Consider the following 25591-nt stretch of genomic DNA (forward strand, 5'->3'; position numbering starts at 1 on the left):
AAAGATCCATGAGTTTATTTGAATTTTTTGGTGGCAATAAAAATTTGGTCAAAGTGAATGCACAGGATTTGGATGGTATGCGCGGCCAATTGGCAGCCATACATAGGGTTCAGGCGGTCATTGAATTTGCGCTGGATGGAACCATTCTTAATGCAAATCAAAATTTTCTCGCGTTGACAGGCTACAACCTGGATGAGGTTAAAGGTCGCCATCACAGCATATTTGTTGACGCCGAATATCGCGCGAGTGATGAATACCGGAGGTTCTGGGAGAGCTTGGGGCGCGGTGATTTTGAAGCGGGTCAATACAAGCGTATCGGTAAAGGCGGTAAAGAAGTATGGATTCAAGCGAGTTATAATCCCATTCTCGATACTAACGGCCGTGTTATTAAAGTGGTTAAGTATGCAACGGACATCACCCAACATGCCTTAAAAAATATTGATGCCCAGCGAAAAATGGACAGGATTTTAAGTGCCCTTAATTCCACATCATCGAATGTTATGGTGGCTGACAATGAGCGCACTATTATCTACATGAATAAGGCAGTGGAAAAAATGCTTCGCTCGGTAGAAAACGAACTGCGTAAAGCTTTACCGCATTTTTCAGTCGATAAAGTGATTGGCAGTAATATGGATATTTTTCATCGCAATCCTGCGCATCAAAGTCATTTGCTGGCGAATTTGCGCGATACCTACATAGGTAATATTGTCGTAGCTGATTGTAGTTTTCGTCTTATCGCCAACCCGATTTTTGCCGACTCCGGTGAGCGTTTGGGCTCTGTTGTTGAGTGGATTGATAGAACCAAGGAGGTAGCTGCGGAGCACGAAATGAGCCGCATTTTAGGCGCGCTTGAAACAACGACAACAAACGTGATGATTGCTGACCCCAGCCGTAAAATTATCTACATGAATAAATCCGTTGAAACTATGTTGCGGATTGCGGAGGCGGACATTAAAGCGGTATTGCCCCATTTCGCGGTGGATAAAATTGTGGGCAGCAATATGGATATGTTCCATAAAAATCCTGCACATCAAATGAAATTGTTGGAAGGTCTGACTACGACTTATACCGGTAATATTGTGGTGGGAAAACGTTCTTTCCGGTTGGTTGCAAACCCCATCTTTTCCAAAGACGGTTCGCGTTTAGGTTCTGTTGTGGAATGGTTGGATCGCACGGATGAAGTTGCCATTGAGCAAGAGGTGAGTCAGCTAGTCACTGCCGCGGCTGCTGGCGACTTCAGCGTTCGATTAAAAACAGAGGGTAAAAATGGCTTCTTCCTGAAATTGGTAGAGGGTTTGAATACACTGGTTACCACAGCCGATAAAGGCCTGAAAGATGTTGCACGAGTATTGGGTGCGATTGCCAAAGGTGATCTCACTGAGACCATTGATGATGATTATGCTGGCACCTTTGGTGATTTAAAAAATTATTGCAATGAAACAACCTCAAGCCTTACCGATATGCTCAGTGAAATTCGTATCGCAGCTGACACAATTTTTACTGCCTCCAGTGAAATAGCCCAGGGTAACGCTGACCTTTCCAGTCGCACTGAACAGCAAGCCGCTAATTTGGAAGAGACAGCCTCTTCAATGGAAGAGTTGACATCCACAGTAAAATTAAACGCGGACAATGCCAAGCAGGCGAACGTGCTTGCTGAACAGGCCTCTGCTGTTGCAGTCGATGGCGGCACTTTGATTCAGCAGGTGGTCACCACCATGAATGCAATTAATGAATCGGCACGAAAAATTTCCGACATTATTGGTGTGATTGATGGCATAGCCTTCCAAACCAATATTCTCGCGCTTAATGCCGCTGTGGAGGCTGCGCGCGCGGGTGATCAGGGGCGCGGTTTTGCGGTAGTTGCTTCTGAGGTTAGAACGCTTGCCCAGCGCTCGGCAAATGCTGCAAAAGATATCAAGGCACTGATATCGGATTCGGTACAAAAGATTGATAGCGGTAATCAATTGGTTGGAAAATCTGGCGACACTATGAAGGAAATAGTGAGTGCGATAAAACGTGTTAACGACATTATGGCGGAGATAGCGGCAGCTTCAGCGGAGCAGTCTACGGGTATAGAGGAAGTGTCCACTGCTGTGTCACACATGGATGAAATGACGCAACAAAATGCCGCCTTGGTTGAACAAGCCGCTGCTGCTGCTGAAAGCTTGCAAGCCCAAGCCGATCAATTAACCCAAAGTGTTGGTCAATTCCAATTGGCAACTGATAGTCTGCAGGACGCTGTGCCCAAAAAACGCCTATCACCTCCAAAGCCTAAAGCCGCATCAACTACAACCACCAAAAAACTAACACCACCTAAATCTGCGCAGGATGATGAGTGGGAAGAGTTTTAATGGATGAGCGGGAGTTTAGTTATCGCCCTGCCGATTTTGAGCGCGTCAGGGCGATTATTCATCGCAAAGCGGGCATTCATTTGGCGGACAGCAAAAAACAGCTGGTCTATAGCCGGCTTGCTCGTCGCCTGCGGGTTCTTGGGTTAGCCGATTTTTCAAGCTATCTGGATCATCTGGAAAAAAATCCGTCCGAGCAGGAGGAATTTGTTAACGCATTAACCACTAACCTGACGGCTTTTTTTCGCGAACCACATCATTTCTCAATTCTTGCTGCTTATGCAAATAAGCATAAAAATTCTTCGGCGCGCTTGCGGGTTTGGTGTGCTGCATCCAGTACCGGCGAAGAGCCTTACTCTATTGCTATGACATTAATCGAGGCTTTTGGTCGTTACGACCCACCCGTAGAGATTGTTGCCTCGGATATCGATAGTAATGTGTTGGCCGAAGCCAGTCGCGGCGTTTATTCGCTCAGTCGCCTTCAATCCTTATCGCTATCACAGAAAAAACAATTTTTCCTCAAAGGGAAGGGCAGTAATGCAGGCAACGCTAAAGTTATTGATGCATTGAAGCAGTTGGTCGAATTCAAAAAAATTAATTTGCTAGATAAAAATTGGCCGCTGGAAGGAAAATTTGATGTGATTTTTTGTCGCAATGTCATGATTTATTTTGATAAGCCAACCCAAATGATTTTGCTGGCAAGGATGATTCGTCTACTTAAACCGGAAGGTTTATACATAGCGGGACATTCAGAAAGTTTTTCACATGCTGCACATTTGGTTCGTTTGGTGAATAAGACGACCTATCAGGTGGTTCATTCTGTAGCCGGCAATGGTAGCGAAGGTATGGCTTATGAGCCTTGAGCAGGACGTTCATTTTGCACCTAATACCTATCATGACCGCTACTTTAATTGTGAAGCGGCCAAGATTTTACCGGGTGAGTATTACGTAACCTCGACAAATAAAATGATTGTCACAGTGTTAGGTTCTTGTGTGGCTGTTTGTTTGCGCGACCGCTATTCCGGTGTTGGTGGCATGAATCATTTTTTATTGCCCAACGATGAATCCAATCAGTCTGGTTTGCTTGCTGAGTCTGCACGTTATGGCAGTTATGCTATGGAATTATTAATTAATCACTTATTAAAAACCGGTGCTAATCGAAATCGCCTTGAGGCTAAGGTTTTTGGTGGTGGTAATGTGTTGCGTGGCATTACTATGAGTAATGTGGGGGAGCGCAATGCTGAGTTTGTGTTGAATTATTTACACAATGAAGCCATTCCTATTGTTGCACAGGATTTACTTGGGCCTTATCCGCGCAAGGTGTATTTTTTTCCAAAAACAGGAAAGGTGCTGGTTAAGAAAATAAAATCTATTCATAACTCAACCATTATGGATCGCGAAAGTGAGTACCGCTTGCGGGTTAAGTACACTCCCAAAGGAGGAGATGTTGAGCTTTTTTCGGAGTAATACTCGTGGCTATTAAAGTGCTTGTTGTCGATGATTCGGCGTTAGTGCGTAGTTTGTTGGCGGAGATAATCCGCTCTACACCCGGTTTGCAATTGGTGGGCTTGGCACCGGATGCGTATGTTGCGCGAGATATGGTGAAACAGTTTTCCCCGGATGTGATTACCCTTGATATTGAAATGCCGCGCATGGATGGCTTGAGTTTTCTGCAAAAACTAATGCGCGCCAGACCAACGCCAGTGATTATGATATCTACTCTGACGGAGGAGGGCGCTGAGGCAAGCTTACAGGCACTTGAGTTTGGCGCTGTGGATTTTATTCCTAAACCCAAGCTCGGCATTACCGCTGGCATTCGTGATTATGCGGAGTTGATTGTAGAAAAAATTCAGATGGCTGCCCAAGTGAAGGTCAAGCCTTTGGCTGATGCCAATAATCATCGCGACAAGATTGTGGCATCAGATAAAAAAATTACATCACCTATGCAGGGAACAGAAAAAATAATTGCTATAGGTGCTTCTACTGGAGGTACGGAAGCTATTAAGGATTTATTGTTGCAACTACCGGCGGCTGTGCCGGGTATTGTTATTACCCAGCATATGCCGGCAGGTTTTACGCGAACTTATGCAGAGCGCTTGAATAAAGTCACGCGGTTGCATGTGGTGGAGGCTAAAGGCGGCGAAAGAATATTGCCGGGGCATGCTTTTTTGGCGCCTGGTGGTCACCATCTGATTGTTGTGCGTTCAGGCGCAGATTATCTTGTCAAACTTTCTGATGCAGAGCCTGTGCATCGGCATCGGCCAGCAGTGGATGTCATGATGGAATCTGTTGCCTTGGCTGGAGGTAAAAATGTGTTGGGTGTGTTGCTGACTGGAATGGGCAAAGACGGCGCGAAGGGAATGTTGGCGATTAAACAACAAGGCGGATATACCTTTGCTCAAGATGAAGCCAGTTGTGTTGTCTATGGTATGCCCAAAGAAGCAGTGCAAATAGGCGCAGTCGATCAAACCGTTGTGCTGGATAAAATGGGTTCAGTATTACTGGAAAAAATTAAATCGCTTGGTGGCGGTAATCGCCTGTAGCCTTTATGAAATCCCTTCAACCTTTAACAGCATAGTGATTAATAACGTTGTGGCGCTTGAGGGAAGCCGACTTCAAAATTGATAGTTTCCATATGTGGCTGCAGCTCAATGGTGCCATGCATTCGTTGTATTATTTCTTTGGCGATAGCCAAGCCAAGCTCAACCCCTTCTTTATATCCTGCACGGTGTAAACTGGTTTTTTGTTCTATTTGTTGTTGCAATTCGCTCCGGGCTGCCTTGTCCAATTTGTGAGAAATACACTTCATTTCAAATTTCACTTGCCCTCTCTCCTCAATCAAATTTATTTCTACCAGTCCATCGCGCCCTGCTGCTTTTAATAAGAACTGCAAAATATGCCCAACGGCTTGTTCAAACCGGCGGGAGTCAGTATTGATCATCGGGTTGTTCAAGTTGTGGTTGATTACTGCTTTGTTTTGGTAGATATCACAAAAAATTTGCTGTTGTTCTACCGCAGCCTGAATTAACGGCAATGCAGGCTGATAACTGAGATTGAAGGTTAAATCTGTACGCGACAAATTTTGCATTTCCAGCAAATTGCCCATGAGTTTTTGTAGCTGGTAATTATTGCTTTGGACTATTTCGGTGAGGTTAACCAGATGTTCAGGAAGCTCTTCACTGGCGCGTTTGCGTAGCAAGGTAATGGCCTCACTGATCAAGTGCAGTGGCCCCAGAATTTCCCGCGTGGCGGCATTGATGAATTGCATACGCAGGTCATCAATACGTTTCTTTTCGGTAATGTCCCTGACGATTCCAATAAATACCGGCTCGCCTTGTTGATATACCCGCGACACCATCAAGTCCATGGGGAATTCTTGTCCATTGCGGCGAATGCCGCGCACCTCCCGGCCTATTCCGAGAATATTTTTTTTGCCGGTCTTTAAATGGTTTTGGAGATAGCTGTCATGCATAGAGCGATAAGGCTCCGGCATTAACATGCTGACATTTTTGTTTATCACCTGCGGGGCGCGGTAACCAAAAATCGTTTCCGCCGCATGATTAAAACTTTGGATGATGCCAAATTTATCAATGATGATAATGCCATCGGCAATATCGTTGAGAATGGTCTGGTGTTGCTGGTTGCTCGCTTCCAGAGCGGCTTGGTCTTGTTCATGTTGCTGCTGATGACTGAGTGTCTGTATGAATTGGGCAATGCTTTTGAGGATTGGCTCAAGGTAGTTAACTGTGTCAATGGAATAACCAGCTGGTGCATTGGCCAAGCCTAAAATGGCAATTTGTTCTTTGCCGTTAAATACCGGAATGCCTATAAAACTTTCTATAGCGGGGTGACCGGGTGGAAGTGCTGCTGCGCGTAAGTCGCGACCGAGATGGCTGGTAATGAGTGGTTTTCCGGTCAACATTATGCTGCCGAACATGGTGCCGAGATTTCGATATTCTCCATTGGAGGGCAGGTTTTTTTCGCGAAACAAGCTCAGTTGTAAGTCGTTGCTTTTGATGCTTGAGAAAACCAATGCTTGCATAAAGGGTTGATCTTGATCATCCCTATGAACCTGACTGATAAATCCTAGCTTGCTGTCGCATAGGTTTAAGGTATTTTTCAGTAAGCTTTCCAATGCGGCATGAACATTATTTTCCTGAATGAAGGTGGATTGGGCGCTATTGATTATTTGTTCCAAGCGTTGTTTTTTATCGAGTGCTTCACTGAGACGTAACAAGTCAAACTGTTTGTTGAGTTGATCGGTCATCATGTTGCGAGTGCGAGCAGTTCCCGCAATTACAAACAGAATAAACATGAAGCTCATGCTTCCCATAGCAATAGCGGTAGGGCTGTTGTGCAATAGCATGACCACGCACAGTGGGCTGATGGCTAATATCACAAAACCAATGCTGCAGTATTTATCGACAGTGAGGGAGGTAACCGAGCCGGTGGCGATACCCGCGAGCGTAAATGCCAGCAGTGCTTGATAGATGCTTGCATCCTGGGCAAACAATAAAAACGCGGCAGAACCCCAGGCTAAACCAGTTAGCCAGGTGCCTAAGCGAAAGGTGTTGAGCCAGAATCGTGCAGAGTAAAGTTGATGCACATTTTTCCAGCTAAGCCAGAGAATCAGGCGTGCAAGTAATGCGCTATCAAGAATAAGGTTCCACAGAATGATGTCAGCGTGCGCAATTACTTTCCACTGTGAGGCGCTGAGACACAGTGCGACCACAATCGATGAGAACAGCGAAAGCGGGAAACCCTGGTAGAGCTGGCGAACTTGCTCCGGTTCTAAATGTTGTCGTTGAAAGAGTTCAGGTGAGGACTCACCGGAAACCTGGTTTTCAAATTCTGTTTTGGGCGGTGGCGGTGGATTATCCTGCATTTATTTTCTCGCCAGTGGTGAAAGTGTATTGAGCATTGGCCAAGTATAGAACAGCGACTAGGGCTTTCTAGCAGCATTGGTTAATTCTGGAGGGAAGTTTTGGGGTGGGGAATTACAGGGTATTACCTGCACGCAGGCTAACAACAATATTGCTTTGGGTATGACTGCTCCGGGTAAATCACCCGGAGCAGTATTTTTGACTTTGGCTTAGTAAAGGCGGTACTGCTCGGGGATTTGCTCAATACAATCCACTGGTGGTACCAGCTTGTGCAAAATGCCATCGTGAATGTCGTAAATCCAACCGTGGATGCTCAGCTCCTGGCCGCGTGCCCAAGCGTTTTGAACAATATTGCTGCGGGCAATGTTCTCTACTTGCTGCACCACGTTCAATTCACAGAGACGGTTGACACGAGCGTCCAAGTCCTGGATTTCATCAACAATTTCTTTGTGCTTGTAATAAACATCGCGGATGTTGCGCAGCCAATAATCGATCAAGCCCAGCTTACGGTTTTCCAAAGCAGCTTTAACGCCGCCGCAACCATAGTGACCAGTCACCATTACATGTTTTACTTTAAGAAACTCAACTGCATAGTTCAGAACGGTCATACAGTTTAAGTCAGTGTGGATTACTACGTTGGCTACATTGCGATGTACAAACAGTTCGCCCGGTGCCAAATCCACAATTTGATTGGCTGGCACACGACTGTCAGAACAGCCAATCCACAGATATTCCGGTGCTTGTTGTTGTGCCAAATTGGAAAAAAAGTCAGGCTCTCTGCGTTTGATGTCTTCGGCCCATTTTGCGTTGCTGGCGAACAGGCTCTCTAAATCACTCATAGTGGCTCCAAGGCGGGACTTTAATGAAAAATTTCAGGATAAAAATCCCGCGCAGTATAGGGGAAAGTATTTGGCAGGTGTTAGATTGCTCGGTTTTGGTGCTGCCGTTTAACCCGGAAAATGTCTGGAATGAGTAATATGAAAAACGCTGTATCGGCAAGTCTTTATTGGCACGATTATGAAACCTGGGGCGAAGTTCCCGCTATTGATCGCCCCTCACAATTCGCGGGTGTGCGTACCGATGAGGCGCTTAATGTGATCGCCGAACCGCTCATGATTTACTGTCAGCCCGCCCCCGATGTACTACCCAAACCCGAGGCTTGCTTGATTACCGGACTGCTGCCACAGGTAGCCCAGGAAAAAGGGCTGCCGGAGAATCAATTTATTGCTGCTATTCATCGTGAATTGGCGCGGCCTGGCACTTGTGGTGTCGGTTTTAATTCCATTCGTTTTGACGATGAGGTGACACGTTATACGCTTTATCGCAACTTTTTTGATCCCTATGAGCGCGAGTGGCGCAACGGTAATTCGCGCTGGGACATTATCGATATGGTGCGAATGACTCGGGCCTTGCGCCCCGAGGGCATCGAGTGGCCCAACTATGAAGATGGTCGCCCCTGTTTCAAGCTGGAGATGTTGAGCCAGGCTAACAACCTCAAGCATGACGCGGCTCACGATGCACTTTCTGATGTGTATGCCACTATTGCAGTGGCCAAGTTAATTAAAACCCGCCAACCCAAGTTGTATGACTACGCCTATCGCCTGCGTGACAAGCGTTTTGCTGCAAGCTTGATCGATATAGATTCCGCCAAGCCTTTACTGCACATTTCCTCACGCTTTCCGTCCGAAAATGGCAACGCAGCATTGATTTTACCTCTGGCAATCCACCCAACTAACAAAAATTCGATCATCACATACAACCTCAGTTCGGACCCCAGGGCTTTGCTCAGTTTGCCGGTTGAGGCTTTGCGTGAGCGGCTGTTTACACGCACCGAGGATCTGCCTGAAGGGGTAGAGCGCTTGGCTCTCAAAGAGGTGCACCTGAATAAAACCCCTATGCTAATGCCTGCTGCGATGCTGGATGATGCTGTCGCCAATCGGTTGGGTATCGATAAACAGCGCTGCGAAGCGCACTGGCACTTGCTGCGCAACTTGACCCTGAGCGAGCGCGAGGATCTCTTGCAGCGCTTGCAGCAGCTGTATCTAGCAAACCAATATGCTGGCAAAACTGATCCAGAGCAGCAGTTGTACGATGGTTTTTTTGATGATCATGACAAGCATTTGATGGCTAAAGTGCGCACCGCAGATCCTTCCTCTCTAGCGGGCGGCGAATTTCCCTTCAAGGATTCGCGTTTGGCGGAAATGCTTTTTCGCTACCGGGCGCGCAATTACCCTGCCAGCTTAACTCCGCCAGAGCAGGGGCGCTGGCGGGAGTTTTGCCGCTGGCGGCTTACCTCGCCAGAGGCACAGTCTTCATTAACGTTGGTGGAGTTTGAGCAGCGCATACAAATTCTTATGGGGGCTGAGTCGACTACCCCGGAGCAGCGTCAGTTGTTGCAGCGTTTGGCTGGTTATGGCGCGCAATTGTTGGCGGCTTGTTAGGCTGGGGTGACGTGCTTGGTTATTGTTATATCGCCCTTTTTAGTCCTTGCAGCGGTGGGAATTTCATCCGCTTGCTAGTACAATTCTGCGCCCAAGAAGGCAGCGGTCTGCGTTTATGGCGCCTGATTCTGCTGTAAGAATTGTCAATGAGTGTTAGCGGGAGCTCCCATGTCATCTATTAAAAAAGTCGTGTTGGCCTATTCCGGTGGCCTGGATACATCCGTGATCGTCAAGTGGTTACAGGAAAACTATAACTGTGAGGTGATCACCTTTACCGCTGATATTGGTCAGGGTGAGGAAGTGGAACCCGCGCGCGCCAAGGCTCAGGCTTTGGGTGTTAAACAAATTTACATTGATGACTTGCGCGAAGAGTTTGTCCGCGATTTTGTGTTCCCCATGTTCCGTGCCAATACTATTTACGAAGGTGAATATTTGCTAGGCACCTCAATTGCTCGTCCACTGATCGCCAAGCGTTTGATTGAAATTGCTAACGAAGTCGGTGCTGATGCTATTTCTCACGGTGCTACTGGCAAAGGAAACGACCAAGTGCGCTTTGAGTTGGGTGCTTATGCGTTGAAACCCGGTATCAAAGTAATCGCACCCTGGCGCGAGTGGGATCTGACCTCCCGCGAGACCCTGATGGCTTACTGTGAGAAGCACAATATCCCGGTTGATTACGCAAAGAAGAAGAAATCACCTTATTCCATGGATGCCAACCTGCTGCACATTTCTTATGAAGGTAAGGTTCTGGAGAACCCCTGGACTGAAGCCGAAGAAGATATGTGGCGCTGGACTGTTGCCCCTGAAGCCGCTCCGGATAAACCGACTTACCTCGAACTGACTTACGAGAAAGGCGATATCGTTGCTATCGATGGCAAACCAATGTCTCCCGCTACTGTGCTGGCTTACTTGAATAAAGTCGGCGGTGAGAACGGTGTTGGTCGTCTGGATATCGTAGAAAACCGCTATGTCGGTATGAAGTCTCGCGGTTGCTATGAAACTCCCGGCGGCACCATCATGATGCGCGCACACCGCGCGATTGAATCTATCACTTTGGATCGTGAAGTTGCCCACTTGAAGGACAGCTTGATTCCCAAGTATGCGGACATGATTTACAACGGTTACTGGTGGAGCCCTGAGCGTTTGATGATGCAAGCGATGATTGATCAGTCGCAGACTCATGTAAACGGTGATGTGCGTGTGAAGTTGTACAAAGGCTCAGTGAGTGTTGTTGGTCGTCGCTCTGCTGACAGTTTGTTTGATGAAAAAATAGCGACCTTTGAAGATGATGCTGGCGCATACAACCAAAAAGACGCAGAAGGTTTCATTAAACTGAATGCACTGCGTATGCGTATTGCTGCAAACAAAGGTCGTGTACTTAAATAAGTATCACTTGCCCGCAGTTCTATGGGTACGGGCGCTTTATTTAGGCGGGGGGAGTCACCAAACCGATAAATAACGCGCCCGGGTTAATTCCGCATAAATAATTTGATAAATATCAATCCGATAACTACTTGCGTGGGACAAAATGCCGCACATGAGGCAAAATGCCGCACCTTCAGTAGGGTTATAGGCTTGATGATCGTCGTGAAGCCTCGTGCATCTAATTGTGCGGCCAAAGACAAACAAGTTTTCATTTCTCTTTAAGTAACAGGAAAGTCCTATGGGTAGTCATGCGACTGTAGCTGGGGATCCTCCAGTATACGACTTCGATATAGTACGCAAGTTCTCCATTATGACCATTTTATGGGGCATAGTGGGCATGGGCATTGGCGTCCTTATCGCATCACAATTGGTGTGGCCAGGTTTAAATGATCTGCTGCAGCCTTATACGCATTTCGGCCGTTTGCGCCCTCTGCACACCAATGCAGTGATTTTTGCTTTTGGTGGCTGTGCGCTATTCGCCACCTCGTATTACGTTGTTCAACGTACTTGTCAAACCAGCTTGTTTGGTGGCTGGTTGGTGCCGTTTACCTTTTGGGGATGGCAGGCAGTGATTGTTCTAGCTGTGATCACACTCCCTCAGGGCATGACCTCTTCTAAAGAGTATGCAGAGTTGGAGTGGCCAATCGATATTTTGATTGCAATAGTGTGGATTTCTTATGCAATCGTTTTTTTCGGTACCATCGTCAAACGCAAAACCTCTCATATTTATGTAGCTAACTGGTTCTATGGTGGCTTTATTCTCACTGTTGCCGTACTGCATATCGTTAATAGTGCAGCAGTACCAGTCACTCTGACCAAATCCTATTCCGCCTATGCCGGTGCTGCTGACGCTATGGTTCAGTGGTGGTACGGTCACAATGCGGTAGGGTTTTTCCTGACTGCTGGTTTTCTCGGCATGATGTATTACTACGTACCCAAACAAGCGGGTCGCCCGGTTTACTCTTACCAATTATCTATTGTTCATTTCTGGGCGCTTATTTCGCTTTACATCTGGGCTGGCTCTCACCACTTGCATTACTCAGCCTTGCCAGATTGGACTCAGTCATTGGGTATGGTTATGTCGTTAATCCTCTTGGCACCTAGCTGGGGCGGTATGATCAACGGCATCATGACTCTTTCAGGCGCATGGCATAAATTGCGTACCGATCCAACTTTACGCTTCCTTGTTGTTGCTTTGTCCTTCTACGGTATGTCTACCTTTGAAGGCCCAATGATGGCAATCAAAAACGTAAACGCACTGTCTCACAACACTGACTGGACTGTTGGGCATGTTCACTCAGGTGCTCTTGGCTGGGTGGCAATGATTTCTATTGGTGCTCTTTACCACATGATTCCCAAGCTGTTTGATCGCGAAGAAATGCACAGTGTGAAACTGATCAATTTACACTTTTGGTTAGCGACTGTAGGAACCGTTCTCTATGTTGTTGCTATGTGGATCAATGGTATCGGACAAGGTTTGATGTGGCGTGCTTTCAACCCGGATGGTTCTTTGACTTACAGCTTTATTGAGACTGTTGTATTCAGTAAAGGTGGCTACATTATGCGTTTGATCGGTGGTGCGTTCTTCCTCACTGGTATGCTCGTAATGGCTTACAACACTTACCGTACGGTGAGCGCCTCCAAAAAGGCTGCTATCGCCAACGCTACCCAGCCTGTTCAGGCGCCAGCTGTTTAAGGGGAATGCCATGAAAGGTCATGAAATAGTCGAGAAAAACATTGGTTTGATGACAGTATTTATGGTCATCGCTATCAGTTTTGGTGGTTTGGTGGAAATTGTTCCCCAATTCTTTTTGAAAGAAACCACTACACCCATCGAGGGTTTAAAACCCTACACGGCTATACAGTTGGAAGGTCGTGATATCTACATCCGCGAGGGCTGCCACGTGTGTCATACACAAATGGTGCGACCATTGCGAGCTGAAGTTGAGCGTTATGGTCATTACTCTGTGGCAGGAGAGTCGGTATACGACCATCCATTCTTGTGGGGATCCAAACGCACTGGGCCAGATCTAGCGAGAGTCGGTGGTCGCTATTCAGACGATTGGCATAAGGTTCACCTCTTTAATCCACGTATCGTAGTGCCTGAGTCGATCATGCCTGCTTATCCATGGTTGTACGACAACAAGCTTGACGGTAAACATACCGCTGCCAAGATGCGTGCCTTAGCTTCTGTGGGTGTTCCTTACACCGAGGAAGATATAGCCGGTGCAGAAGCGGCAGTGAAGGGCGTGACAGAGATGGATGCCTTGGTTGCCTACTTACAGAATCTGGGCGTTTTGCTCAAAGAGAAGCGTTAATGGATACGGGTACCCTTGGTGCTATTTCTACGGTGTTAGTGACGATTGCCTTCTTCGGCGTTTGTTTTTGGGCGTTCTCTCCGAGATTGAAGAAACGCTTCGAGGAAGATGCAAAGCTACCCTTTGCTGACGATGACATTAACACCCAAAAGCCCGGCCAGAATCAGCGGGCTACCCAGCAACCGGACAACAAGCAGACTGATGATCACAAGTAATCATCGATTAGGGCGGATTTAACTATGAGTACTTTTTGGAGTCTTTGGATCATTATCCTCACAGTCACCAATTTGGTGTTGCTGTTGTGGATTCTATTTGCCAACCGCAAACGTGCGGTAGTCGGCGAGGAGAGCACGGAAGCAAAAACAACCGGCCATGAATACGATGGTATTGAGGAGTACGATAATCCTTTGCCGCGTTGGTGGTTCTACATGTTCTTGCTAACGTTTATTTTCAGCGCGGTATATCTTGTTATTTACCCTGGTTTGGGCGCTTACAAAGGTATAGCCTGGAAAGATACCGGTGCTTGGACCTCAGTAGGTGAATTACGTGGTGACCAAGCCAAAGCTGAAACTATCTATGCCGAAACTTATGGTGTTTATTCAAAAATGCCAATTGAGGATCTTGCAAGAAACCCTGACGCACTGAAAATGGGATTCCGTCTGTTCCTCAATAACTGTGCGGTATGTCATGGTTCAGATGGTGGTGGTAACCCGGGCTTTCCGAATTTGACCGACAAAGATTGGTTGTATGGTGGCACCCCCGATAAGATTTTGGAAACCTTGAACCATGGTCGTAAGGCTGCCATGCCCGCTTGGTCCGCTCTGTTGGGCGAAAAAGGTATTGCTGAGACAACAGAGTATGTGCTGAGTTTGTCCGGTGCTGAACATGATGCAGCCAAAGCAGTTGCTGGCAAAAAACACTTTGAGGTCAACTGTGTGGCGTGCCACGGAGTCGATGGTAAGGGTAACCAGTTGCTTGGCGCGCCCAACTTAACTGATGACATTTGGCTGTACGGTGGCGAGGCTGCCACCATTCGCCAAACTCTGCGTCACGGTCGCAATGGGGTTATGCCAGCCCAGAAAGATTTGTTAAAGCAGGATCGTATCCATCTGTTGGCTGCTTATGTATACAGCTTATCGCTGGATGATAACAACTAATTCTGTGCAGATTGGTTGTGTCACAAGGAAGGCGGGCTAAGGCCTGCCTTTTTTTTGTCCTGTTTTTGGATACCTGTGTAGCTGCCGGGATTGCCCGATCAGTTAACTAGTGAGGTGCTTCCCGTGAGTGAAAAAACCACCAACCACTCTCCTGATGAGAAACCTGTCGAACCTGCAATTCGCTATGTGAACTTGTACGAGGCAGATGACAAGATTTACATGCGTCGCATAACGGGCTTCTATCAGCGCTTGCGCCGTTATACGGGTGTCCCACTGATGCTGGGCTTTTTGCTATTGCCTTGGTTGGTGATTGATGGTCGCCCCGCTATGCTCTTCGATCTCCCCGAGCGCAAATTTCATATTCTGTGGCTGACCTTTTGGCCTCAGGACGCCATGTATCTCGCATGGTTGCTAGTCATATCTGCTTTTTTACTGTTTACCGTGACAGTGCTTGTCGGTCGTGTATGGTGTGGTTTTACCTGTCCTCAAACCGTCTGGACCCAAATGTTTATTTGGGCGGAATTTGTCTGCGAGGGGGATCGCAATAAGCGCATAAAGTTGGATGCTCGCCCTTGGGACTTCGAAAAAATCTGGCGTAAAAGCGCCAAGCAATTTATTTGGATCACCATCAGTCTGATCACATCACTCACATTCGTCGGTTATTTCACGCCTGTTCGTGAGTTAGTCGTTGATTTTTTTACTTTCGATCTCGACCTTGTCCCATTTTTCTGGGTTGCCTTGTTTGTAGGGGCAACATATATGAATGCGGGATTTATGCGGGAGCAATTCTGTAAGTACATATGCCCTTATGCTCGTTTTCAGGCGGTAATGTACGACAAGGACACACTGACAGTCTCTTATAACCCCCTGCGCGGCGAAAAACGTGGACCACGTAAAGTAGGTGATGATTATAAAGCCCAGGGTTTGGGTGACTGCATTGATTGCTCATGGTGCGTACAAGTATGTCCAGTTGACATAGATATTCGCGATGGCTTGCAGGCAGAGTGTATCGATTGTGGTCTTTGTGTGGATGCCTGTAACAGCGTGATGGATAAAATGGATTACCCACGCGGCCTGATTAGTTTCACTACCGAAGATGCAATCCAAAACGGCAAAACAAAAGTATTTCGTCCGCGATTGTTGGGTTACGGTTTGATGTTGCTCATTATGATATCGCTCTTTGTCTACTCGATTGCCACCCGTGTGCCTGTCGGTTTGGAGGCTCAACGGGATCGTGGTGTTCGTATGTACCGCGTAGTTGGAAGCGAAATACAGAACGTGTATACGATTAAGATTAGCAATATGGACCGCAAGACCCATGTTTATGATTTGCAAGTAGAGGGCGATTATCCATTTGAGATTGAGGGTTACAGGGCTATGCCTGCGCTGGAAGGCGAGGTGATTACCCTACCTGTGCGGGTCACTATTCCCAAGTCGGCATTAACCACGCGTAAAACCGAGATACGTTTTATAGTGCGCGCACGTGAAAATCCTGAGCTGTCAGCAGTTAATACCACCACGTTTATCGGCCCTTGATAGTAGAGATGTTTATCCCGATTCACTCTGTTAATTCATGCAGAGTGGATTTCAACCAGTTCGAGCAGGTAATCCTATGAGTGAGTTAGTCGCTGAGAATGCAAAACCCTGGTACCGGGAGTTTTGGTTTTGGTTTGTATTCAGTCCGCTGATTTACATCATGATCATGTGCAGTATCACCGTGAGCATAGCGCTCAACGGGGCGGATGATGTAATCATCGACAACTATTACAAAGAGGGCCGGATGATTAATCAGGCGCTGGAGCAGGATCAGCGTGCTCGTGATCTGGGTATTCATGCCGATCTACAGTTTGATCGCACCAGTGGCGAGGTCAGTTTAAAGTTGGTCAGTGCGTCTGTTGCAGGCGATGCTTTTCCAGACAGTATTCTTTTGATGATGGGGCACCCAGTCAAAGAGGAGAAGGATCAGCTGATCAGCTTAAAAGCTATAGCTCCTGGCCTATATCGCGGTGAATTATTGGCCAAACCGGAATACTCCTGGTATCTCACACTCTACCCAATAGCTGAGATAACACAGCGCAAAGAGGCACCTTGGAGCTTGAGTGGTGAAATTGATTTTCGAATCAGTGAACAAGCCGGGTTGGCACCGCGCGTTAAATAACCGGGCTGTTTATGACCGCTCTATCAGAAGTAGCGCCAGTGCAGGATTGTTATCACTGTGGTTTGCCGGTTCCGGCTGCTAGTTATTATCCGGTACACATTCAGGGGCAGGCTCGCCTGATGTGTTGTCCAGGCTGTCAGGCTGTGGCCATGGCGATAGTTGATGGTGGCCTGGATAGTTTTTACCAATTCCGCACCGCCGCCAATGAGCGCCCTGATATTCTGGAAGGCTCTTTAGCCAAGAGCGCGCAGCACTGGGCGATTTATGATCTCCCCGAAGTGCAATCCGAGTTTGTTCTACCGCTTTCTGGTCAGCTCAAGCAGGCTAATCTTCTACTTGAAGGCATCACCTGTGCTGCATGTAGTTGGCTTATTGAAACTCACCTCAAAAAGAATCCGGCCGTTAAATCGGTCACCGTCAACCTCACCACTCACCGCTGCACAATTATTTGGGACGAGCAGGCGCCCTTGAGTGAAATATTCTCTGCGTTACAGGCCATAGGCTATTCACCCAGACCGGCAACGGATGATCAACAGCAGCAGTTAATCAAGCGCGAAAATCGCATAGCCCTGTTTCGCATTGGTGTGGCTGGTTTTGGCACCATGCAGGCAATGATGGTGGCAGTCGGCATGTACACAGGGGCCACCGACTTTTGGTTGGATTTTTTACGCTGGTTGTCCATGTTGGTCGCTACCCCTGTTGTTTTCTTTTCCGCATGGCCTTTTTTTAAGGCCGCTTGGCGCAGTATCCAAATGCGCCATTTAGTAATGGATGTACCTGTTGCCCTGGCGATTGGATTGGCCTATTTAGCCAGTGTATGGGCGACGCTTACCAGTACTGGCGAGGTCTACTTTGAGTCAGTCTCTATGTTCACCTTGTTTTTGTTGGTCGGGCGTTATGTAGAGCTGCGTGCGCGACATCGTAATCGTCTGGCATTTGGTAACTTGGCGCAACTTATGCCTTTGACCGCCTGTTGTTTGCGCACTGAAAATGGGTGTGAAGTCGAAGCCTCTATGCCCATTAAAACCCTGAAACTAGGCGATTTAATTTTGGTAAAAGCCGGCGAAACCTTTCCTTGTGACGGGCGAGTTGTAGCGGGTGAAAGTGCAGTAGTGGAAGCTCTGTTGACGGGTGAATCGCAGCCAGTGACTAAAAAATCTGGCGATATAGTTATAGCTGGAACGCTGAATAATCATAGCCCTCTCAAAGTAGAGGTGACCGCCTTGGGCGCTGCTACCCAGCTTTCAGCAATCGAACGGCTCGCGAGCCAGGCAGCAGAGGAGAAGCCGTTGCAAGTATTAAGTGCTGATCGTATTGCGCGCTTTTTTATTGCCCGGTTATTGGTTGTCTGTGCCTTGGTGTTTGGCTTTTGGCTCTGGTATCGCCCCGAGCATGCACTTTGGGTCACGCTATCAGTGTTGGTTGTAACCTGTCCTTGTGCGCTCGCATTGGCTATGCCCGCAGCTCTCTCTGCTGCAACGGCCAACCTGCGTAAACGCGGATTTTTAGTGGCCCGCGGTCACGTTATTGAAACACTGAATAGCATTAATCGCGTCATTTTTGACAAAACAGGAACCCTCACCCAGGGTAAGTTTTCCTTGGCTGAGGTACAGCTGCTGAATCAACAGGAACTAGGTGCGCCATTACCGCTGTTGTCGAAGGAAGCATTATTGGGCGTTGCAGCGGCGCTAGAAGCAGGTTCTAACCATCCGCTTGCCGTTGCCTTCAGGCCTTGGCAGGACATCTGCCAGGCGAGTGACATTAAACAGACAACCGCTGCAGGAGTAGAAGGGCAAATAGATGGAGTTACTTACCGACTCGGGACAGTCGAATTTGCTACCGCCATTTGCAATATTACCGGCACTGCCGTCCCCTTTATGGCCCTACCGGACGATCAGCACACATGGTTGTTATTAACGAGCGAGCAGGGACCTTTGGCGTGGTTCGGACTTGTCGATCAAGTGCGCCCCGATGCTGCTGCACTTATCGCAGGACTTAAAGCGCGCAATATCAAGGTTGAACTATTAAGTGGTGATCACAGCGGTGCTGTTGCGCAGCTGGCACATCAATTGGGTATTGATGAATTTACTGCCGGTGCTGCACCCGGCGACAAATTGTCGCACTTGGGGCGGCGCCAGGCGCAGGGTGATAAAGTACTAATGATCGGTGATGGTATTAATGATGTTCCTGTGCTCTCGGGCGCGGATGTTTCTGTCGCTATGGCATCCGCATCCGATCTGGCCCAAACACGTGCAGACGCCGTCTTATTAAACGACCGCTTGGCTGTGTTGACTGAAGCCCTGGATGTGGCTTGCCGTACTAAAGGCATAATCCGCCAGAATTTGCGTTATTCGCTGATTTACAATCTGCTCGCTTTGCCCCTTGCCGCAGCTGGTATGATTCCTCCCTGGTTGGCTGCCATAGGCATGACTGCCAGTTCACTTGTGGTGATTTTTAACGCCTTGCGCTTGATGGATTAAACTCCACTGCGCCTATTCGAATCCGGATCTACTCATGGAAAGTCTCTATTTTTTGGTTCCCTGTGCTTTGATCTTTATTGCGCTTGCGGTTAAAGCGCTATTTTGGGCGATCAATAACGGCCAATACGACAATCTTGATACCGAAGCTCATCGCATATTGTTTGATGCCGAGCAAAAGAAAAAAGAAGAGCCCTCCAGTTCTGACACCACGAAGAAACCCGAATGAACCTCGATTTTTCTGTATTGACCACCGCCTTTTTCTTAGGGTTATTTAGCAGTGCCCACTGTATTGGTATGTGTGGTGGGATTATGGGGGCTTTGAGTATGGCTATTCCGGCGGATGCACGGCGACGGAAGGTCTTGATTCTAAGTGCTTACAACCTTGGCCGGGTGCTTAGTTACGTCATTATGGGTGTTTTTGTCGGACTCTTCTCGCAACAGTTGATCGCCGCAGGCGGGGGAGTGTGGTTGCGCTGGCTGGCGGGTTTGTTGCTCATTGCCATGGGGCTTTATCTGGCAAGCTGGTGGCGTGGACTGGTTTATCTGGAGGCCGTCGGCCGTTATTTGTGGGTTTATTTGCAGCCCATAGGCAAGCGTTTAATGCCTGTGACTAGCCCCGGCAAGGGGCTGTTTTTGGGAATGATTTGGGGATGGTTGCCCTGCGGATTAGTTTACTCGGCACTTGCCTACAGTATGGCGCAAGGCAATTGGGTCATTAGTGGCCTGAGCATGTTGGCTTTTGGTTTTGGAACCTTGCCCAGCTTGATGTTGGCTGGTTTGGCGGCGCAGCGGCTGCACCGTTTCCTGCAAATGCGGCAATTGCGTTGGGCAATGGCCGTAATCGTTATATTGTTTGGCCTGCTCACCATCTGGGGGACGCTTGGCCATGACCATTCTGCACATAATCACTCTACCTCTGCCGATGAAGCTGTTCCCCAGAGCGAAACACACAACCATGAACAGCACCAAATGCATCAAGGGCATGCGTCCTCCTCAGCTCAAATGCATGAATCCCACGAGCACCATCACCACTAACAAGCATTTACAGCAATAAGCTGGGTTAGCTGCTTACCCTATGTTAATTTGCCGCGCTAACTACCCTGTACTCCTAATCTGAACTTAAATAGTAGAGAGTGAGTCGAAATTTTGATCGGTTTTAAAATCTGAAGAGAGCCTGCGAGACACTATGATGAGCAAAACCCCGATGAAAGGGTTATTGAGTAGTGCTATTGGTTGGTGTCTGCTCGCCGTATCGGCAAGCACTTCGCCGGTAAAGGCAGAAGCACCAGCAGAGATGGAAGACTCCAGCTGCGTGCCATTTGATTCGCGTGTCGCCCGCGAACTTGCGATTACCGACCAGCATGCCCGGGTTGAAACCAAGGTGTTCAACGGCCTGGAAGGCAAGCGAATTCGCCATATTCATTTCAATAGTCTGTCAATTTTTGATAAAGATAATCCGCGCGAAAATAATCGCCTCTACTTATTTCTTAACAAGCTGCATATCAATACCCGCCCAAGGGTGATTGAGGCACAACTTCTTTTTAATGAAGGTGAAGTGCTGGATATTTCCCGCATCGAAGAGAGCGAACGTATTCTGCGAAAGCGCCCCTATTTAACCAACGCCTATATTTTACCGCTCAATATTTGCCAGGATCAGATTGACTTGGTAGTTATCACTCAGGATGCCTGGGCACTGGAACCGCAGTTTTCAGTGAGTAAAGAATCAGAGAGTACCAATTCCGGATTTGCAATTTCTGACGGTAATATTCTTGGCTCAGGTAATAGCCTCACAGTGGGTTATGAAGAAAATGCTCAGCGCAATCTAGTGAATTATGATTTTCGCAATCCACATATTTTTAATTCACAGGTTGCTGTGAAATTGTATTACGCCGATACCAGCGATGGGCGCGACACTATAGTCGATGTATCGCACCCTTTTTATTCATTACAAACACCTTGGTCTGCAGGGGTATACACACAGGATGTGACTCAGGAAGAAAAAATTCGTCACATGGATATGGAGATCAATGAATTCCAGCACCAGTCAATGAATAGTCAGGTGTATTTTGGTGTTGCCAGTGAAATTACCAATAATTTTACCCGGCGTTGGTTATTTGGTTTTTCTAATGAAGAAGACAATTTTTATCCCACCCAAGATACTCTGCAAACAGTGCCACTTGCGCGCAAGGCGGTCTACCCTTGGGTAGAGTTCCAGCTTTTGGAAAATCGTTTTGGCGTTTTTAAAAATGTTAACCAAATTCAGCGGCCAGAAGATATAGCACTCGGTCAGAATGTCACCTTTAGGTTAGGTTATGGTGGTGCCGCATTTGATAACAGCGAAGATGTAATTCGCTACATAGGTTCTTATACAAATATTGCAGAAGTTAGTAAGCATCATATTTTGGAAACCGGGATAGCCCTCAATGGTCGCCACTACTCAAACCTTAATAATCTGAGTACCGCAGTTGCGAGTTTTACAATTAACTACAACTATTTTCAGGATGAAAAGCGGAGATGGTACATGGGGCTGCGCTATGATCTTGGCCAAGACCTGGCGCAATATGAGGAACTGACTCTGGGTGACATTACCGGCTTGCGTGGTTATCCGACGGATTTCCAGCGTGGTGATGAAAGCTATGTTTTTACTCTGGAACATCGCTATTTCTCTGACCTGCATATTTTCAATCTCATGCGTGTTGGTGCAGTTGCTTTTATTGATGTAGGTAAAGCCTGGGGCATAGAAGAATATGGCTATAGTCCACTGCTTAGTAATTTTGGTGTCGGGCTGCGTTTAAGCTCCAGCAAGGTGCGAATTGGCAATGTGGTGCATATTGATATCGCCACTCCAATGACGGCACGCGATGGAGTAGACAAGTATCAACTTACCATTGGTGCTAAACAGCGGTTTTAATTTTTAAATTAACAATGTTTATTGAAGGTTTGTCATGCGAATTTTGCACACTATGTTGCGCGTTGGAAATTTGCCTAAATCGGTTGAGTTTTATACTCAAATACTGGGCATGAAATTACTTCGCCAGCAAGATTATCCCGAGGGGAAATTTACTCTGGCGTTTGTTGGTTATGGTGATGAGGCCGACAATACAGTAATCGAATTAACCTATAACTATGGGGTGGAAAGTTACGATTTAGGTAAAGGTTACGGCCATATTGCATTGGGCTGTGAAGATGTTTATGCCACCTGCGCTAAAATTCGTGCCGCCGGTGGAAAAATTGTGCGCGAACCCGGGCCTATGCTGCATGGCACTACTATTTTAGCTTTTGTGGAAGATCCAGATGGTTACCGGATTGAACTGCTTGGTGTTAAATAGTCTCTCCTTTCCCTGCGCTTGATTTGCGTGCCGAGCACTAAAGTTTATGAAATCCTCCCTTCGTGAATTGTTGTTTGATAATCGTTTGGTGCGTGAATTACCTGCTGATCCGATTACTGAAAATTATCGCCGTCAGGTTAGCGGTGCAATTTATTCGCTTGTGAATCCAACCCCCGTAAAAAATCCGCAATTGGTTGCTGGTGCAATCGAAGTGGCGGCGTTGTTGGATTTAGATGCAAGCATTTTCCAACAAGCCGATTTTGTAAAAGTCTTCAGTGGCAATCAATTGCTTGCCGGTATGCAGCCGCATGCTTGTTGTTACGGTGGTCATCAATTTGGCAACTGGGCTGGCCAGCTCGGCGATGGTCGTGCAATTAACTTGGGTGAAGTTCTCAATAGCAAGGGCGAACACTGGACGTTGCAGTTAAAAGGAGCAGGGCCAACGCCCTATTCGCGTACCGCTGATGGTCTTGCGGTATTGCGCTCGTCTGTGCGTGAGTTTTTGTGCAGCGAAGCCATGTTTCATTTGGGTGTGCCCACAACCCGAGCCTTGAGTTTGATCACTACCGGTGAGCAAGTCAGACGCGATATGTTTTATGACGGCAATCCTGCGTGGGAGCCGGGCGCCGTTGTCTGTCGCGTAGCGCCGAGTTTTACCCGCTTTGGTAATTTTGAGATTCTGTCGGCACGCGGTGAAATTGAACTGCTGAAACGTTTTGTTGATTTCACCATTCGCAATGATTTTCCGCAGTTGCTGGCTGCTCCTGATAGCCCCATAACAACAGACACTTATCTTTGCTGGTTTAGTGAGGTTTGTATTCGCACCGCGCAAATGATTGCACACTGGATGCGTGTCGGTTTTGTACATGGCGTGATGAATACCGACAATATGTCGATACTTGGTTTAACAATTGATTACGGCCCTTACGGTTGGTTGGAGGGCTATGATCCCAGCTGGACCCCCAACACCACAGATGCCCAAGGCCGCCGCTATCGCTATGGTAATCAACCGCAGATTGCACTGTGGAATTTAACGCAATTGGCCAATGCTATTTATCCACTCATCAATTCCGTTGAACCTCTGCAGGCAGCGCTGAGTAACTATCGCATCGAATATGAAAAGTGTGTACAGCGCGATATTGCAAACAAATTAGGTTTGGTTGCATTTGATTCGCCAAGGGATGAGGCGCTCACTGAAGAATTGTTCGCACTATTACAGTCGGCCGAGATCGACATGACTATTTTTTATCGTGAGCTTGCTGGTTATTCGGTGAATGACATTGATCAATATTCAGATCTGGATTGGTTTGCCAACATTGCACCGGCTTATTATGAGCAACCCACAGAAGAAAATCGTGTGGTGGCCGTTAGTTGGTTACGACGTTATGGGCAGCGGTTGCAGCAGGATTTGGTTATGCACAATCGCAGCGATGTCGAGCGACGCGAGATTATGAACCGCACTAATCCCAAATATGTGTTGCGTAATTATTTGGCGCAACAAGCGATTGATAAAGCAACACAAGGTGACAATAGCGAAATTGATTGTTTGTTACACCTGTTGCGCAACCCCTATGACGAACAGCCGAACTTTACCAGGTATTATGCCAAACGTCCTGATTGGGCGAGGCATAAAGCTGGCTGTTCGATGTTGTCCTGTAGTTCTTAAACTTCTTGATTTCTGGAATAAAAAAGCATGATCAAAGCCTTTGGCTCTCTGGTAAAAATTTTGCTGCGCGGTGTTTTGTTAGTGGTCGGTTTGGCTGGTGCCTTGCTTGCCGGCATTTTAGGCGGTTTGTTTTTGTTATGGCGCCGCCATAAATCTACGCCCGGTTTGTCTGCTGAGCAGCGTCAGCAAATCCAGACGACTTTTTTTAATAGCGTGTTTTTGTTGTTGGGGCATTTGGCAAAATCAGATGGTCGTGTCAGTGAAACCGAGGTGCAATTAACCGAAGCGCTGATGACAAAAATGGGGCTGACTGCAGAACATCGCCGTGAAGCTATCCGTTTGTTTAAACAAGGCGCAGCACCTGGATTTGATTTTTTTGCAACAATTGCAGAATTCAAGCGCGTGTGTGGTGCCAGCCCAAATTTAAATAATATGTTGCTGGTGAACTTGGTTAACCTGGCAATGGCCGATGGCTTGCTTGATGAACAAGAGGCACAGGTGTTGCGCCAATTGGCTGAACAGCTAGGGTTTTCCCGTTTTGCGTTTGAACAATTGCTGCGTATGCTCAACGCTCAGGACACCTTTAATCAGGAGCGTGCAAGCTACAAAAATACGCCGCGTGGTGACGAACTCGGTTTGGCTTATGAGGCTTTGGGGGTCGATAAAAGCGTCAGCGATGCTGAGCTTAAAAAGGCCTACCGTAAACTCATGAGTGAATATCATCCAGACAAATTAATCGGGCAGGGCATGCCGGAAGATATGATTAAAGCGGCAACTGAACGGTCGCAAGAAATTCAAGCTGCTTACGATCTTATTAAAAAGTCCCGCCAATAATTCTCCCTCTGTTGATAAGGTTATAGTTTTTCACTCGCTGTAGCCTTTGATTTCTCTACTCTTCTTACTAAAAAGCCATAAGCAGGTTGTCTGACCGCTTACTGTACATGTCACTTATGACCTCAAAATCTGTGACTTATAAAGCAAGTTTTTGACAATATGTTGACAACGTTGTCTGGTTGGGTGTATTTTTCAAACTGAGCCGTTTTTGCTATTGCAAGGTTAACAATAAAAGTACGCAAGCAAATCCGGATCAAATAGCAATAATATTTTTATAGAAGTACTTAGCTGTTTTTCAGTCTTGTTTTTGTCGTCGTTTCTGTGCTGTTTTTTTAACTCTGCTAACTGCAGGGCGGGTACGTTTTTCTCCAAATTTAATTTTCAATTTTTTGAGATTTCACTCAGGGCTTTTTATCGCCTGAAGGAATTGTTTTGCACATAAAAAATGCGTTTCCGGCGGTTTTTCGTGTGCAAAACAGCTGCGGACGAGGTTGCTGCAGGAAGCTGTTGGCGGACAAAAAATTACAAGGAGCGCGAGCTTTTATCGGCATG

General features: G+C 47.2%; 21 protein-coding genes. 19 read left to right on the forward strand and 2 right to left on the reverse strand.

Going from position 1 to position 25591, the window contains the following annotated elements; all coding sequences use genetic code 11:
* The first annotated feature begins 8 nt into the window (after positions 1-8).
* Genes ACFODX_RS12875 through ACFODX_RS12890 form a run of 4 tightly spaced genes read left to right on the forward strand, consistent with a single transcriptional unit; the run spans position 9 to position 4891 of the window.
* Entirely contained in the window at positions 9-2351 is a 2343-nt protein-coding gene (locus ACFODX_RS12875) for a methyl-accepting chemotaxis protein (protein ID WP_378119722.1), read from the forward strand.
* The gene (locus ACFODX_RS12880) at positions 2336-3211 is read left to right on the forward strand and encodes a CheR family methyltransferase (protein WP_378119724.1); all 876 of its coding nucleotides are present in this window, start codon (positions 2336-2338) and stop codon (positions 3209-3211) included. Before ACFODX_RS12875 ends, ACFODX_RS12880 begins: the two co-directional genes overlap by 16 nt.
* Positions 3201-3815, forward strand: a complete 615-nt coding sequence (cheD, locus tag ACFODX_RS12885; protein ID WP_378119726.1) for a chemoreceptor glutamine deamidase CheD — start codon at positions 3201-3203, stop codon at positions 3813-3815. The genes ACFODX_RS12880 and cheD overlap by 11 nt, the downstream gene beginning before the upstream one ends.
* Before the next feature lie 5 nt (positions 3816-3820).
* Positions 3821-4891 carry a protein-glutamate methylesterase/protein-glutamine glutaminase gene (locus tag ACFODX_RS12890; RefSeq protein ID WP_378119729.1) on the forward strand — a complete coding sequence of 357 codons (1071 nt, stop codon included), beginning with the start codon at positions 3821-3823 and terminating at the stop codon, positions 4889-4891.
* Between the two features lie 38 nt (positions 4892-4929).
* Here ACFODX_RS12890 and ACFODX_RS12895 read toward each other — a convergent pair whose 3' ends face one another.
* Together ACFODX_RS12895 and can are read right to left on the reverse strand one after the other, a co-directional pair.
* Entirely contained in the window at positions 4930-7233 is a 2304-nt protein-coding gene (locus ACFODX_RS12895; protein ID WP_378119731.1) for a PAS domain S-box protein, read from the reverse strand.
* Positions 7234-7440: 207 nt separating this feature from the next.
* Positions 7441-8070: a carbonate dehydratase gene (gene can / locus ACFODX_RS12900; RefSeq protein WP_324257715.1), complete on the reverse strand. Its 630-nt coding sequence runs from the start codon at positions 8068-8070 to the stop codon at positions 7441-7443.
* 138 nt (positions 8071-8208) lie between these two features.
* Between can and sbcB the strand changes: the two genes are divergently transcribed.
* From sbcB to djlA, 15 genes are all read left to right on the forward strand, one after another.
* Entirely contained in the window at positions 8209-9672 is a 1464-nt protein-coding gene (gene sbcB / locus ACFODX_RS12905; protein WP_378120103.1) for an exodeoxyribonuclease I, read from the forward strand.
* A gap of 168 nt (positions 9673-9840) precedes the next feature.
* Positions 9841-11058, forward strand: a complete 1218-nt coding sequence (locus ACFODX_RS12910; protein ID WP_378119733.1) for an argininosuccinate synthase — start codon at positions 9841-9843, stop codon at positions 11056-11058.
* 277 nt (positions 11059-11335) lie between these two features.
* Positions 11336-12793: a cytochrome-c oxidase, cbb3-type subunit I gene (gene ccoN, locus ACFODX_RS12915; protein ID WP_378119735.1), complete on the forward strand. Its 1458-nt coding sequence runs from the start codon at positions 11336-11338 to the stop codon at positions 12791-12793.
* A 10-nt stretch (positions 12794-12803) separates the two neighbouring features.
* On the forward strand, positions 12804-13415 hold the full coding sequence (gene ccoO, locus ACFODX_RS12920; protein WP_324257711.1) for a cytochrome-c oxidase, cbb3-type subunit II: 612 nt from the start codon (positions 12804-12806) through the stop codon (positions 13413-13415).
* Positions 13415-13630 (forward strand): cbb3-type cytochrome oxidase subunit 3, encoded by a 216-nt coding sequence (locus tag ACFODX_RS12925; RefSeq protein WP_378119738.1) that lies wholly within the window; start codon positions 13415-13417, stop codon positions 13628-13630. The genes ccoO and ACFODX_RS12925 overlap by 1 nt, the downstream gene beginning before the upstream one ends.
* A 24-nt stretch (positions 13631-13654) precedes the next feature.
* Positions 13655-14572, forward strand: a complete 918-nt coding sequence (ccoP, locus tag ACFODX_RS12930) for a cytochrome-c oxidase, cbb3-type subunit III (RefSeq protein WP_378119740.1) — start codon at positions 13655-13657, stop codon at positions 14570-14572.
* A gap of 114 nt (positions 14573-14686) precedes the next feature.
* Positions 14687-16108 carry a cytochrome c oxidase accessory protein CcoG gene (gene ccoG, locus ACFODX_RS12935; RefSeq protein ID WP_378120105.1) on the forward strand — a complete coding sequence of 474 codons (1422 nt, stop codon included), beginning with the start codon at positions 14687-14689 and terminating at the stop codon, positions 16106-16108.
* Positions 16109-16184: 76 nt separating this feature from the next.
* A complete protein-coding gene (locus ACFODX_RS12940; protein WP_378119742.1) occupies positions 16185-16730 on the forward strand; it encodes a FixH family protein in 546 nt (181 codons plus the stop codon).
* 11 nt (positions 16731-16741) lie between these two features.
* Positions 16742-19210 carry a heavy metal translocating P-type ATPase gene (locus ACFODX_RS12945; protein ID WP_378119744.1) on the forward strand — a complete coding sequence of 823 codons (2469 nt, stop codon included), beginning with the start codon at positions 16742-16744 and terminating at the stop codon, positions 19208-19210.
* Between the two features lie 34 nt (positions 19211-19244).
* On the forward strand, positions 19245-19436 hold the full coding sequence (ccoS, locus tag ACFODX_RS12950) for a cbb3-type cytochrome oxidase assembly protein CcoS (RefSeq protein WP_378119746.1): 192 nt from the start codon (positions 19245-19247) through the stop codon (positions 19434-19436).
* On the forward strand, positions 19433-20245 hold the full coding sequence (locus tag ACFODX_RS12955; RefSeq protein WP_378119748.1) for a sulfite exporter TauE/SafE family protein: 813 nt from the start codon (positions 19433-19435) through the stop codon (positions 20243-20245). Before ccoS ends, ACFODX_RS12955 begins: the two co-directional genes overlap by 4 nt.
* A 151-nt stretch (positions 20246-20396) precedes the next feature.
* The gene (locus tag ACFODX_RS12960) at positions 20397-22121 is read left to right on the forward strand and encodes a hypothetical protein (protein WP_378119750.1); all 1725 of its coding nucleotides are present in this window, start codon (positions 20397-20399) and stop codon (positions 22119-22121) included.
* Positions 22122-22155: 34 nt separating this feature from the next.
* A complete protein-coding gene (gene gloA, locus ACFODX_RS12965) occupies positions 22156-22539 on the forward strand; it encodes a lactoylglutathione lyase (protein ID WP_378119752.1) in 384 nt (127 codons plus the stop codon).
* A 46-nt stretch (positions 22540-22585) separates the two neighbouring features.
* Entirely contained in the window at positions 22586-24205 is a 1620-nt protein-coding gene (locus tag ACFODX_RS12970) for a protein adenylyltransferase SelO (RefSeq protein WP_378119754.1), read from the forward strand.
* Between the two features lie 27 nt (positions 24206-24232).
* The gene (gene djlA, locus ACFODX_RS12975) at positions 24233-25039 is read left to right on the forward strand and encodes a co-chaperone DjlA (RefSeq protein ID WP_378119756.1); all 807 of its coding nucleotides are present in this window, start codon (positions 24233-24235) and stop codon (positions 25037-25039) included.
* The last annotated feature ends 552 nt before the right edge of the window (positions 25040-25591 follow it).

The organism is Cellvibrio fontiphilus, from assembly GCF_042646205.1.
In the GTDB taxonomy this organism is placed as follows: domain Bacteria; phylum Pseudomonadota; class Gammaproteobacteria; order Pseudomonadales; family Cellvibrionaceae; genus Cellvibrio; species Cellvibrio fontiphilus_A.